This window comes from Photobacterium indicum (assembly GCF_003026215.1).
Lineage (GTDB): Bacteria > Pseudomonadota > Gammaproteobacteria > Enterobacterales > Vibrionaceae > Photobacterium > Photobacterium indicum.
This window is the reverse complement of the sequence record NZ_PYOC01000020.1, coordinates 38387-52158: the sequence shown is the minus strand read 5'-3', so window position 1 is coordinate 52158 and position 13772 is coordinate 38387. Positions and strand designations below refer to the sequence as shown.

11 protein-coding genes and 3 tRNA genes are annotated in these 13772 nt (G+C 42.9%); 13 read left to right on the top strand and 1 reads right to left on the bottom strand.

Annotation, left to right across the window (positions count from 1 at the left end):
• Positions 1–13: 13 nt before the first annotated feature.
• From C9J47_RS26415 to C9J47_RS26405, 3 genes are all read left to right on the top strand, one after another.
• Positions 14–90: transfer RNA gene (locus C9J47_RS26415), tRNA-Met, on the top strand.
• Between the two features lie 31 nt (positions 91–121).
• Positions 122–197 (top strand) — tRNA-Gly (locus C9J47_RS26410).
• A 70-nt stretch (positions 198–267) separates the two neighbouring features.
• A tRNA-Met gene (locus C9J47_RS26405) sits at positions 268–344 on the top strand.
• Between the two features lie 822 nt (positions 345–1166).
• Here C9J47_RS26405 and queG read toward each other — a convergent pair.
• A complete protein-coding gene (gene queG / locus C9J47_RS26400) occupies positions 1167–2300 on the bottom strand; it encodes a tRNA epoxyqueuosine(34) reductase QueG (RefSeq protein ID WP_107256967.1) in 1134 nt (377 codons plus the stop codon).
• 446 nt (positions 2301–2746) lie between these two features.
• Between queG and C9J47_RS26395 the strand changes: the two genes are divergently transcribed.
• The 10 genes from C9J47_RS26395 (at position 2747) to C9J47_RS26350 (ending at position 13681) form a co-directional block, all read left to right on the top strand.
• Positions 2747–4237, top strand: a complete 1491-nt coding sequence (locus C9J47_RS26395; RefSeq protein WP_107256965.1) for an NAD(P)H-hydrate dehydratase — start codon at positions 2747–2749, stop codon at positions 4235–4237.
• Positions 4238–4245: 8 nt separating this feature from the next.
• Positions 4246–4710 (top strand): tRNA (adenosine(37)-N6)-threonylcarbamoyltransferase complex ATPase subunit type 1 TsaE, encoded by a 465-nt coding sequence (tsaE, locus tag C9J47_RS26390; protein WP_006233815.1) that lies wholly within the window; start codon positions 4246–4248, stop codon positions 4708–4710.
• 44 nt (positions 4711–4754) lie between these two features.
• The gene (locus C9J47_RS26385; protein ID WP_107256971.1) at positions 4755–6434 is read left to right on the top strand and encodes an N-acetylmuramoyl-L-alanine amidase; all 1680 of its coding nucleotides are present in this window, start codon (positions 4755–4757) and stop codon (positions 6432–6434) included.
• 2 nt (positions 6435–6436) lie between these two features.
• The gene (gene mutL / locus C9J47_RS26380) at positions 6437–8590 is read left to right on the top strand and encodes a DNA mismatch repair endonuclease MutL (RefSeq protein WP_107256963.1); all 2154 of its coding nucleotides are present in this window, start codon (positions 6437–6439) and stop codon (positions 8588–8590) included.
• Positions 8583–9518 carry a tRNA (adenosine(37)-N6)-dimethylallyltransferase MiaA gene (gene miaA / locus C9J47_RS26375; protein WP_107256960.1) on the top strand — a complete coding sequence of 312 codons (936 nt, stop codon included), beginning with the start codon at positions 8583–8585 and terminating at the stop codon, positions 9516–9518. Before mutL ends, miaA begins: the two co-directional genes overlap by 8 nt.
• Before the next feature lie 95 nt (positions 9519–9613).
• Positions 9614–9871: an RNA chaperone Hfq gene (gene hfq / locus C9J47_RS26370; protein ID WP_107256958.1), complete on the top strand. Its 258-nt coding sequence runs from the start codon at positions 9614–9616 to the stop codon at positions 9869–9871.
• Positions 9872–9900: 29 nt separating this feature from the next.
• Complete coding sequence (gene hflX, locus C9J47_RS26365; protein WP_107256956.1) at positions 9901–11190, top strand: ribosome rescue GTPase HflX; 1290 nt, start codon at positions 9901–9903, stop codon at positions 11188–11190.
• A gap of 42 nt (positions 11191–11232) precedes the next feature.
• Positions 11233–12396 carry an FtsH protease activity modulator HflK gene (gene hflK, locus C9J47_RS26360; protein WP_107256954.1) on the top strand — a complete coding sequence of 388 codons (1164 nt, stop codon included), beginning with the start codon at positions 11233–11235 and terminating at the stop codon, positions 12394–12396.
• Positions 12397–12398: 2 nt separating this feature from the next.
• Positions 12399–13394: a protease modulator HflC gene (hflC, locus tag C9J47_RS26355; RefSeq protein WP_107256951.1), complete on the top strand. Its 996-nt coding sequence runs from the start codon at positions 12399–12401 to the stop codon at positions 13392–13394.
• Between the two features lie 92 nt (positions 13395–13486).
• Positions 13487–13681 (top strand): DUF2065 domain-containing protein, encoded by a 195-nt coding sequence (locus C9J47_RS26350; protein ID WP_006233807.1) that lies wholly within the window; start codon positions 13487–13489, stop codon positions 13679–13681.
• The last annotated feature ends 91 nt before the right edge of the window (positions 13682–13772 follow it).

Genomic DNA, 13772 nt, shown 5'->3' with positions numbered 1-13772 from the left:
AATATAAATCGGACGCGGGATGGAGCAGTTTGGTAGCTCGTCGGGCTCATAACCCGAAGGTCGTTGGTTCAAATCCAGCTCCCGCAACCAATTTACTTGTTGAGAGACAAGGACCAGAAATGCGACACTAGCTCAGCTGGTAGAGCGCAACCTTGCCAAGGTTGAGGTCACGAGTTCGAGCCTCGTGTGTCGCTCCAAATTGATTTCATAGCGATAAGCTGTGAGATGAAAGTTGTTACCGTACTTTAACGGTGAATATAAATCGGACGCGGGATGGAGCAGTTTGGTAGCTCGTCGGGCTCATAACCCGAAGGTCGTTGGTTCAAATCCAGCTCCCGCAACCAATTTACTTGTTGAGAGACAAGACATGCAATACTTACATAGTGAGTTATGCATACCTACTACTGGAAAGTAGTAGCACAATGTAGCATTCCTGGATTTATCGATTACCGACAATCTAGTGTGTTGCCTCAAAGCGCTTTTAAACATTGGTTTAAAAGACCATAGGAAGCAATCAGCTTCAATACATCATCTTAGTTTCTATATCAGCACAGCCTCTATGAGGTTGGTTTTTTTATCTGATAAAAAGTAAATAAGATGCGCTGTAGTCACCAATCCTGTGAAGCATTGGTATCAAAATACGGTATAAGCCTTTCATAGCATCGCTATACTAAAGAGCTTGTAATACGTATCTGCTCTCATTTATTCAGATCATAAAGTAGCATGGAAACCGATGTTTTCAGGCTTTATACCCTTGTTGTTAAGTGAAAAGTAGCGCTTAATTCACAGAGTTATCCACAAAAAATAGTCTGTGGGTAAGTCAGTTGATTAGATGTGCTGATACGGTGTGAATAACTCTATATCTCTCCTTGATTTCTCCTTTTTTTAAATTATCCACAAAATGATTATTAACAGGTTAAGGCACTGTTTTATATGGCTATGCTGCCATTTTCATTATACTTATATACAGCTTGATCAGTATGCTTCGTTATGGGAGTAATAGGCTGAATTTTTTATCCACCACCTGTGTTTAATGTTTAAGAAGCAGGTAGGAAAGAGAAGTGTTGAAAATGTTTTCCACATTCACTAAGAATGTAGGCTACCTCTCATTTTGCGTGTATAACTTCAGTGTATTACAGTATGCGAGCTCGCGATTTTAAGTGTTGTTAAGCGTCTCGTGGAAGACCTTTCTCGACAATGCGAACTAATCTTTTCGTGTTTGATGGTAGTACATCAATCGCATTCTTGGCGTATTTGTTGTGTTGCTTTTTGATTGCCCACTGAATATGTATATCGAGTATCTCATTGAGGGCTAATCGACTGTTTAATACTTCAAGAATGTCTACGTTATAAGGTGCGTTACCCATTGCTATCGCGATGTTTCGTAGCCATTGGATATGGCCAATACGGCGAATAGCAGAGCCTTCAGTATTCTTTAGGAATGTCGCTTCATCCCATAAAAATAACGTTGTTAAGTCTTGCTGATACAAGTTGTCTCGACAGTGATAATCCGTTTCTTGCGTGATTTCACCGTTGCGGCTAAATGGGCAAACTAACTGACAATCATCACAACCGTATATACGGTTTCCTATTTTCTCTCTTAATTCCTCTGGTATTACACCGTCAAATTCAATCGTTAAATAAGAAATACAGCGTCGTGCATCAACAATGCCTTCTTCAACAATGGCGCCAGTTGGGCAGCTTGTTATACAGGCAACACATTTTCCACATTGATTCTCTTGAGGTGTATCAACTGGAAGTGGTAGATCAATTAGCAACTCGCCAAGAAAGAACCAAGAGCCACTATCACTATTTAGAATCAATGAATGCTTCCCCGTCCAGCCTAGTCCTGCTTTTTCAGCTAATGGTCGTTCAAGAATTGGCGCTGAGTCAACAAACGGGCGGTAACCAAATTGACCAACTTCTTTTTCAATTCGTTGACCAAGTTGTTTAAGGCGATTACGGATGAGTTTATGGTAATCGCGCCCTAGAGAGTAACGGCTAATGTAAGCTTTTAGCGGTTGCTTGAGTGTTTGAGCAAATCCAGCCTCTGGAGGCAGGTAATTCATTCTTACACTGATCACGCGAACGGTATTCGGCAGCAATTCAGCTGGGCGAGCACGCATCATTCCGTGGCGTGCCATCCAATCCATTTCTCCATGGTATCCTGCATCTAACCAGCGTTGTAACTGGGCTTCATGTTTTTGCAGATCCACATCGCAGATCCCGACGTCTTGGAATCCTAGCTCTTTTCCCCATAGCTTTATTTGCTGGGTGAGTGCGGTGTAATCGATGCTCATGATAGTTAGAGAATAGCCGTAAATTATGGGGTGCGAAGTGTACCACATAAGATTAAAACCAAAAGGGCTAGAACTGAAGAAATAGTTATACCAAATCCACTAATTATCTGATTAATTCAGTGAGAGTTAAAATGCTTTTAGACAAGGAGATAAATTGAAAATCTAGTGGCTCTAAATTGAAATTTATTAACGTAGTATAAAAGTATTTTAAACTCGCCCAAAGGGAACACGACTGGATGGTCAAATAATTAATGGAATTGGTATTCTTCAATTGATGTGGCATATATTCAAGGTTTTGACTGTTTTTCTCGTGTAATGCTGAGTTTTTTTTATACTTACTTATTAACTTGAAAGCCTTTGTGGTTTGAGTGCGTTTTTATTCAATTAATATGTGCCATCGTAATGGTGAGCATTTATATACTTTGCGATAAATTAGAAGGCAGGTAATGATGATTGCGCAGTTACCGACAAAACTATACCGAGCGGAACAAGTTCGTCACGGTGAAAAAGCCGTGGCAAAAATATTACATATTGATATGTACGAGCTTATGGAACGTGCAGGTCAGGCGGTGTTCATTACCTTAAAGAAATGTTTTCCAGCCGCGCGTTCGATAACGGTTTGTTGCGGAGGCGGAAACAATGGTGGTGATGGTTATATTGTTGCCCGCTTAGCATTGCAAGCTGGCTTAGATGTTCAACTGTTGCAACTTGATGTAGCCAAAGCACTGACGGGGGATGCCGCTAGAGCGCGAAATGCGTGGTTAGCTGCTGGCGGTAAAGTTGAGGCGCTTTCTGATACCGCCTCATTTACTTCAACTGATATCATTATTGATGCTTTATTAGGTACAGGGCTAAGCGGAGCGGTACGAACGAATATCGCTCGTTATATCTCTATGATGAATCAAGCCAGTAAACCAATTATTGCCGTTGATGTTCCTTCAGGGCTCTGCGCTGATACTGGTGCGATGCTTGGCATTGCGATTAATGCGACGTTAACCGTGACTTTTATTGGTATAAAGCAAGGGTTGTGTACTGGTCAAGCTGGCCATCACTGTGGTGAGTTATTGTATGCCGATCTTGAAGTAGAGAGTACTTTTTCAACCGTTGTAAAACCAACCGTATTTCGTGTAGAACACAACTATGTTAAGCAGTGTTTACCTGTACGTCATCGTTCAGCGCATAAAGGGTCTTATGGTCGTGTATTGTGTGTCGGTGGAGATCTTGGCATGGCGGGAGCGATTCGGTTAGCAGCAGAGGCATGTGCAAGAACAGGGGCTGGACTGTCGGCGGTTATCACACAACCTGACAATATTTTGTCAATCGTAACCGCAAGACCTGAAATAATGGTACAAGGTTGGTCTGACAAAGCCCATAAGAGTATTTCAAGAGTCGAATGGGCTGATGTTGTCGTATTGGGACCAGGGCTAGGAACGAGTAATTGGAGTAAAGCTTTATTCAATATTGTACGATCAACAGAAAAAAAGACGGTATTTGATGCTGATGGATTGAACTTATTAGCACAATCACCAGACTATAAAAAGAATCGTATAATAACGCCTCACCCAGGCGAAGCTGCACGTTTATTAAATATGGCTATTAACGAGATTGAACGTGACCGTTTTGCTGCTGTGCGAAAGTTGCAACAAAAGTACGGTGGTGTGGCGGTATTAAAAGGTGCGGGAACCCTTATTTTTGATGGACAGCAACTTTGGGTTTGTACTGCTGGTAATCCAGGAATGGCTACTGGTGGCATGGGCGATGTACTATCAGGTATTATTGGCGCGTTATTAGGGCAGGGATTATCCTTAGCGGATGCTGCCTGTGTAGGCGTATGGGTCCACAGTAAATCGGCTGATTTATGCGCTCAGAAGGGAGAGCGTGGTATGCTGGCAAGTGATCTATTTCCGTATATTCGACAATTAATAAACCCAAGATAAAGATAATAATGCAAAAATTTGAAACCTTTCTTGCTGATGAGCAGGCAACAGTAGATTTAGGCCTTAGCCTTGCTAAGGCATGTGAACGCCAGACAACGATTTATCTTCATGGTGATCTTGGCGCAGGTAAAACAACGTTTAGCCGTGGTTTTATTCGTGCTTTAGGACATAAGGGGAATGTTAAAAGCCCGACTTATACCTTGGTTGAACCGTACGAGTTACCACCTTGGCAAGTGTATCATTTCGATTTATATCGTCTTGCTGATCCTGAAGAATTAGAGTTTATGGGGATCCGTGATTACTTTACAAATGACGCCATTTGTTTAGTGGAATGGCCTGAAAAAGGGCAGGGCTTGTTACCGGAGCCTGATATCGACTTGGAATTACGTTATCAAGGTGAACAGCGACAAGTAACGATTACAGCCAATAATGAGTATGGCTGCATGTTGATTAAGCGTTTGGAGATGTGTTGATAAGGATGTCTGTTCGTACCTGTATAACGATTTGGGTATTAGGCATGGTGGGGCTATTTAGCTCCATCGTTGCAGCTAATGAATTGAAAGGTGTTCGAGTTTGGCCAGCGCCAGATGAAACACGTGTTGTGCTTGATATGAAAAGTGAGGCGACATATTCCTATTTTACGCTGACTAAACCTAACCGTTTAGTGGTTGATTTAAAAGCAACATCATTAAAAACTAAACTACCTGTTATTGTTAGTGATAGTGCTGTATTGACGAAAATTCGTAGCAGCAGTGCACCTGATAAGGGATCTTTTCGCCTTGTTTTTGAAACGAAAACGGGTATGACTCCCAAGCTATTTACATTAGCGCCGACGCCAGATGGTCATTATGGTTATCGCTTAGTGCTAGATTTACCACATGGCAAGATAGCCCCTGTAGTCCAGAAAAAAAGACCCTCAGGCAAAGTAACCACTAACCAACAAGCACAGCTACCATCAGGGCGTGATGATATTATTATCGCGATTGACCCCGGGCATGGTGGTGAAGACCCAGGTTCGATTGGGCCGACAAGAAAATACGAAAAGAATGTAACATTAGCTGTTTCTAAAAAAGTGGCGGCTAAAATTAATGCGACACCAGGTATGAAAGCCGTAATGACGCGTCGCAGCGATTATTTTGTGAATTTGAATAAGCGCTCTGAAATTGCCCGCAAAAATAAATCACATTTATTAGTTTCAATACATGCTGATGGTTTTACTAAACCCCAGCCTCGCGGGGCATCGGTTTGGGTGCTAAACACTCGACGTGCAAATAGCGAAATAGGTCGCTGGCTAGAGCAGCAAGAGAAGCAGTCTGAATTGCTGGGTGGTGGTGATGTACTGTCTGGTGATAATGATGATCAGTACCTCAGCATGGCGGTACTTGATTTGCAGTTCGGCAATTCGACCAAAGAAGGCTACGAAGTTGCTACCAATGTATTAAAGGAAATCAGTAAAGTGACGCGTTTGCATAAAAGCAAACCAGAACACGCAAGTTTAGCGGTACTGAAGTCGCCAGATATTCCATCGTTGTTGGTTGAAACTGGGTTTATAACTAACCCAACCGAAGAACGTTTATTAAATTCGTCATCGCACCAAAATAAGTTAGCCAATGCTATTTATAAAGGTATCTTGGCGTATTTTGAAACCAACCCTCCGGAAGGGACGTTATTTGCTTCTCGCAAAGGTGGTGCGAAGCATAAAGTAACATCAGGGCAGTCATTGAGTGTGATAGCTAAGCGTTATGGGGTGTCGATATCGTCGATCAAGTCCGTGAATAACTTGAAGTCGAATAATTTGCATATTGGGCAGGTTCTCATCATTCCTGGTTCTTCGGCATCGAATACGGTGAGAACATCTTCTATATCAGTGTCTTCTTCGTCAAAAACGGTTAAGAAAGTGGTGATACATAAGGTACAGCGTGGTGACTACCTGGGTAAAATCGCCAGTAAATACAGCGTTACAATGAACAGTATTCGTCAGCTTAATAACCTAAAGTCTGACAATGTTATGGTCGGACAGAAGTTAAAAGTGGAAGTGGATGCGCCTAAGTCGATTAGCCATAAAGTTAAGCGTGGTGAATTTCTGGGTAAAATTGCAACCAGTTATGGGGTCTCGGTAGCTAGCATACGTAATGCTAATAAGCTAAAGTCTGATAAACTAGCAGTTGGTCAGACGTTAATTATACCAAGAAGTTAATTATGCCGATTCAAATTTTACCTGCTCGGCTGGCAAACCAGATTGCAGCAGGTGAAGTCGTAGAACGACCAGCCTCTGTGGTTAAAGAGCTGGTTGAAAACAGTCTGGATGCCGGTGCCACTCGTATTGATATTGATATCGATAAAGGTGGTAGCCGCATGATCCGTATTCGCGATAACGGTAAAGGTATTGCGAAGGATGAACTCGGGCTGGCACTTAGTCGCCATGCAACCTCTAAAATATCTTCATTAGATGATTTAGAAGCCATTGTTAGCCTCGGTTTTCGTGGTGAAGCATTGGCCAGTATTAGTTCTGTCTCGCGTTTAACCCTCACTTCACGCACTGCAACTCAAGAAGAAGCTTGGTCTGCCTATGCTGAAGGGCGAGATATGGATGTGCAGTTAAAACCAGCAGCACACCCAATTGGCACCACAATTGAAGTACTTGACCTCTTTTTCAATACTCCTGCTCGTCGTAAATTTTTACGAACTGAAAAAACAGAATTTAATCACATTGATGAACTGCTAAAGCGCATAGCGCTTAGTCGCTTCGATGTGTCGATTACCTTGCGTCATAACGGCAAGACCATTCGTCAATATCGCACTTCCCAAACACAAATTCAAAAAGAGCGTCGTTTAGTATCGGCATGTGGTCAAAGCTTTTTGCAACATGCATTAGCAGTGGAGCTTGAGCATGGTGATTTAAAACTATCAGGCTGGATTTGCACGCCGCAAGGGTCACGGTCACAAAATGATGTTCAGTACTGTTATGTGAATGGTCGCATGATGAAAGATAAGCTGATCAATCATGCTATTCGTCAAGCCTACGAGGCCAACTTAGCCTCCGATCAATACTCAGCATATGTGCTCTTTATTGAAGTTGACCCTCATCAGGTGGATGTGAATGTACATCCAGCTAAGCATGAGGTGCGTTTTCACCAAGCTCGGTTAGTGCATGATTTTATTTATCAGGGAATTCAAAGTGCTCTTCAGCAAGGGGCGATGGATGACCAACAGAGTTATCATGCGCCACAGCGTGCAAGTGCAATAGCGACACCTTATGCTGATACTGCCTCTGAATCGGTAGAGAGTGCTCACTCTCACCAAATAGCAGAAGCCGCGCCCGCATTACAGGCAATTGCAGACAGCCCAAACTACCCGAATAAAGCGCAGCCTGAAGAATGGTTGTCTTCTTCTGTGGCGAGTGAGTCAGCATCGAACACACAACACCAAGAACTAAATGATAAGCGAGAACGCAATGATCGTGCAGTAGAGCGTTCAGATTATACAAATGGTAAGCGTGCTATCGATAGCCTTTCACCACAGAGTAATGGAAATAGCGGATCAGGGCGAAGTTCGCAATCGAGTTATGATACAGCTCAACGACGTAATAATGCTGGATATCAACCAGAAAGCGCGCCTTCAAAGCAGGAAGTAGCGGCTTATCAACGACTAATTCAAACACCACCATCAATACCTTCACACGCTTCATCGGTAGGTGCGCCAGCAAAAGCGAGTACAACGTTAACTGGTGAGAGCCGTTCCACTGCTGTAACTCGACAAAATGTGGTTGATACACAAGTTGGGGTCGGGTTAGGCAAAGCTCTGAGTATTGTGGCGGAGCGTTATTTATTGGTTAGTCGGCATGATGGTATTCATGTACTGTCACTCGATCATGCTCAACGCTTGCATCATAAAGGCCAGTTACGCTTAGCAGCAACGGAAGGATTGAAACCTCAGCCGTTATTGATCCCACATTCAGTGCCCGTTGAGTCAGATTTGATAGCATGTGCAGAGCAACATGCACTGCTTTTAAAACAGTTAGGTATCAATTTAAAAGCGAAAGGTAAGTCTGGATTAATTATTTTGTCGGTTTGTTTGCCTTTAAGGCAGCAAAACTTACAACAGCTTATCCCAAATTTGTTAACCTACTTGTTATCTATCGCAGAAGATCCTGACGCACAGGGCTGGGATAAATTATGGGATTGGTTAGCAACACAGTGTGTGATGCCCGTTGATACGTTTAGTTTGTCTCAGGCGATCCAATTAGTGACCGAATTAGAACAACTATGGGGAAGTGATATTGAACAACATAATCAATATTTACTTCGTCCTGTAGATGTTAGTACAGCAATAGAAGCCTTTTTATATGAGTAAGCCATTACCCCAAGCTATTTTTCTTATGGGTCCAACAGCATCAGGTAAAACGGATCTTGCGATTCGTTTGCGAGAACAATTGCCTGTAGAGTTGATTAGTGTCGACTCCGCCCTTATTTATAAGGGAATGGATATCGGAACAGCAAAGCCGGATGAGCGAGAACTTACGTTAGCACCGCATCGTTTGATCGATATTCGTGATCCAGCGCAAAGTTATTCTGCTGGAGACTTCCGTACTGATGCACTTAAAGAAATGGCTGATATAGTTGCAGAAGGGCGTATACCCTTGTTGGTCGGTGGTACTATGTTGTACTACAAGGCTTTACTTGAAGGATTGTCACCTTTACCAGCTTCGGACCCAGATGTTCGAGCGGGGATAGAACGAGAAGCACAAGAGAAAGGCTGGCAATTTTTGCACGAGGAATTAGTAAGGATTGACCCAGTTTCGGGCGCTAGGATTCATCCTAATGATCCACAACGTTTATCTCGAGCATTAGAAGTTTTTCGTATCTCAGGTAAAACATTAACTGAGTTGACGAAAACTCAAGGTGAACCATTGCCATATCGGGTTCATCAATTTGCAATAGCACCCAAGGATAGGGCTGTTTTACATCAACGGATCGAACAACGTTTTGAGAACATGATCGAAGCTGGCTTTGAAGAAGAAGTACGTGCTTTGTATCAGCGAGGTGATCTTCACCCCGACCTGCCATCAATTCGCTGTGTTGGTTATCGACAGATGTGGGACTACTTGGGCGGGAATTGTGATTTAGACGAAGCGGTCTTCCGTGGTGTCTGTGCAACCCGTCAATTGGCGAAGCGTCAAATTACCTGGCTACGCGGCTGGAAAGATTTGACGTGGTTGGATAGCAATGATGGGGATGCTGCGTTACAAACAGTCACAAACTCAATTAGATGTGATGTTTGATTCGCGTGTATACTCTGAATTGTTTTGCGTATTTTTTAGTTTGTGTTCGTTGCTAATTACAACTACAAATAAATAAATAAATAAGGAAAAAAAGAATGGCTAAGGGGCAATCTCTACAAGACCCGTTTTTGAATGCGCTGCGTCGTGAAAGAATACCGGTCTCAATTTACCTGGTGAACGGCATTAAACTTCAAGGCCAGATTGAATCATTTGATCAGTTTGTGATCCTGCTTAAAAACACTGTTAACCAGATGGTTTATAAGCATGCAATTTCTACAGTTGTTCCAGCTCGTCCGGTGAATCATCACCATGCGAGCGATCGTCCAGCTACCCCAGAAAAAACAGAAGAATAATATTTTATTCAAAGTAAGGAGTTGATTGCTTGTTTGACCGTTATGAAGCCGGTGAACAGGCGATTCTTGTTCATATCAACTTCACGCAAGACGGGGAATGGGAAGATCTAAGCGAATGTGAAATGCTGGTCTCCTCTGCGGGAGTGAATACGCTACGTGTTGTCACTGGTAGCCGAAAAACTCCCCACCCTAAGTACTATGTGGGAGAAGGTAAAGCGCAAGAAATTGCCGATGCAGTTCGTGCTGAAGAAGCCGAAATTGTCATATTTAACCACTCCCTATCTCCAGCGCAAGAGCGTAATCTTGAGCAATTGTGTCAATGTAGGGTGATAGATAGAACAGGTTTGATCCTTGATATCTTTGCCCAGCGTGCACGTACCCACGAAGGTAAACTTCAAGTGGAACTTGCTCAGTTACGTCATATTTCAACTCGATTAATTCGAGGCTGGACCCACCTTGAGCGTCAAAAAGGTGGTATTGGTCTTCGAGGCCCGGGTGAAACTCAGCTGGAAACGGATCGCCGCTTACTGCGTGATCGCATTAAGACAATTTTACGTAGATTAGATAAAGTGTCAAAACAGCGAGAGCAGGGACGACGAGCACGAAACCGTGCTGAAATTCCTACTATTTCTCTGGTTGGTTATACCAATGCTGGTAAATCCACTTTGTTTAATCGCATTACAGATGCAGGGGTGTACGCAGCCGATCAGCTGTTTGCAACACTGGATCCTACATTACGTAAAATAGATGTAGCTGATGTGGGAACTTCAATTCTGGCTGATACAGTAGGATTTATTCGTCACTTACCCCACGATTTAGTGGCTGCATTTAAAGCAACACTGAAAGAAACCCAAGAAGCGACGTTGTTGCTTCATGTGGTTGATGCCAGTGATGAGCGTTTCCGTGAAAACATGGACGCAGTTCATTTAGTGCTAGATGAAATCGATGCTGGTGATGTACCTCGCTTGATAGTCATGAATAAAATTGACTGCTTGGAAGGTGCTGAACCTCGCATAGAAAGAGATGAAGACGGGCTTCCCCGTTGTGTTTGGGTATCTGCAATGGAAGGTATAGGTATAGACCTATTGTTCCAAGCGTTAACTGAACGTCTTTCTGGCACCATGGTAAAACATACTTTGCGTTTACCGCCTGAGAATGCTGGTCGATATCGAAGTAAGTTTTATCAGCTTGGCTGTATTTTGCGTGAAGAGTATGAATCTGATGGATGCCTAATGGTTGATATTCGATTACCGTTGGCTGATTGGTCACGGTTACAAAAAAAAGAAAGTAATTTGTTAGATGACTTTATCGTTGCTTAATGGATTAAAACTGTCGTCATATCATATTGATGGAGTTCTATAATGGCGTGGAATGAGCCTGGTAACAACGACGGCCGTGATAAAGACCCTTGGGGTAATAAGAATCGCGGCGGACGTGAGCAAGGACCACCAGACCTAGACGAGGTTTTTTCAAAACTAAGTCGTAAACTTGGTGGTATTTTTGGGAATGGAAATAAAAAAGGTCCTTCAACTGGTGGCAGCGCTATTGGTTTAGGGGTGGTTGCAGTGCTGGCTACTGCAGTTTGGGGTTTTTCAGGTTTTTACACCATTGGTGAAGCTGAACGAGGCGTAGTATTACGTTTTGGTAAGTTTTATGAAATGGTTGATCCTGGCCTTAACTGGAAGCCAACATTTGTTGATGAAGTTACACCGGTAAACGTTCAAGCAATTCGTTCACTACGCAGCTCTGGTTTAATGCTAACCAAAGATGAAAACGTATTGAAAGTTGAAATGGATGTGCAATACCGTGTTTCTGAAGCGCAAAACTACCTATTCAGCGTAACGAACGCTGATGATAGTTTACGCCAAGCAACAGATTCTGCATTGCGTGCCGTTATTGGTGATTCGTCGATGGATGAGGCCTTAACAACAGGTCGTCAGGCTATTCGTGCGAATACTCAAGAAGCGATTGAGAAGATCATTCAAGGCTACGACATGGGTATCCTTGTTGTTGATGTGAACTTCCAGTCAGCACGTCCACCATCAGAAGTACAAGATGCTTTTGATGATGCGATTGCAGCACGAGAAGATGAAGAGCGTTTTGTTCGTGAAGCCGAAGCTTACAGCAATGATATTTTGCCGAAAGCAACGGGTCGTTCAGAGCGTTTGAAGAAAGAAGCACAAGGTTACTCTGAGAAAACCATCAATGGTGCTCTAGGTGAAGTGGCTCAATTTGAGAAATTATTGCCAGAGTATGAAGTTGCTAAAGAAGTGACGCGCAACCGTCTGTACCTTGAGACGATGGAGCGTGTTTACAGCAATACTAGCAAAGTGATGATTGACTCTAAGTCGAATGGTAATTTGTTGTATCTACCGCTTGATAAACTAATGAATCAATCTGGTGAAACTAAGAGTAAGACCGGTACATCAAGCAGTTCATATGGTATCGAGCTTGAAAAGGTTGAAAGCCCAACTCCTGTATCGACGTCTCCACGTTCTGATACCGGCCGTCAAGGGAGATATTAATCATGCGTAAATTAATGATCCCAGTGGTTGTCATCTTTATCGCTCTGTTACTAATGTCTTTATTCGTAGTGAATGAAGGTGAGCGCGGTATTGTGGTACGTTTTGGTCGTATCTTGAAAGACAACAATACTGAAGTTGCTCGTATTTACGAGCCTGGTCTACATTTTAAAGTGCCATTATTTGACCGCGTACGTACACTTGATGCACGTATACAGACAATGGATGACCAAGCAGACCGTTTTGTAACAGCAGAGAAAAAAGATGTAATCATCGATACTTACGTAAAGTGGCGTATCAGTGATTTTGGTCAGTATTACCTAACAACAGGTGGTGGTGATAAGTCGACTGCTGAAGCACTATTAAAGCGTAAAGTTGTTGATAATCTTCGTGCTGAAATTGGTTCGAAAGAAATCAAGCAAATCGTCTCAGGTCCAGAGCGTAAATCTGCCGTTGAAGTTGCAGAAGAACCAGCTGCAGCAGAAGCGGTTGTGAATGAGATTATTGCTGAAGTTGCACCTCGTAAAGAAGTGGAAGGTCAGCGTGATCAAATCATGGCTGATGTACTTGCTGAAACAAAAGTAAGTGCAATGAAAGACTTGGGTGTTGAAGTAATTGATTTTCGTATGAAGAAAATCAACCTTCCGGATGAAATCAGTGAATCTATCTATCGCCGTATGCGTGCTGAACGTGAGTCTGTTGCACGTAAACACCGCGCTCAAGGTCGAGAGAAAGCTGAAGTAATCCGTGCTCAATCTGAACTTGAAGTTGCTAAAGTTCTTGCTGAAGCGGATCGTGAAGCACGAGTGCTTCGTGGTAGTGCAGACGCAACTGTTGCTAAGATTTATGCTGATGCATTTAATCAAGATCCAGAGTTCTATAACTTCTTACGTTCACTAAAAGCGTATGAGAAGAGCTTTAGTTCTAAGAGCGATATTCTGATCGTCGATCCGAATACAGAGTTCTTTAAGTACATGAAAGAGTCGAACGGCGTAAATTAATACGCGGTTAATGATAGATAAGAAGACAAGGCATTAGCCTTGTCTTTTTTTTTGTGGCAACAATGCCACGGTGTTATTGCGAGAAATAGAATATGTCGAATACGATTTGGATGGCACTAGGATTAGTCTTAATTGTTGAGGGGTTAGGTCCACTGCTTGCGCCTAAGGGATGGCGAGATATGGTGAGCCAGTTAAGCCAACAGAATGATAACAACTTACGCCGCATTGGCGGGTGCCTTGTTGTTACTGGCAGTGTTATTGCTTACATGATGTATCGCAGCATGTAAATCGGGCAAGTATATATTCGTGATGCCCTTCTTGCTGAAATATTCCTTACCGTTAAAAAATGACTGCAAGGCGTACAGTAAGGTGCTAGAA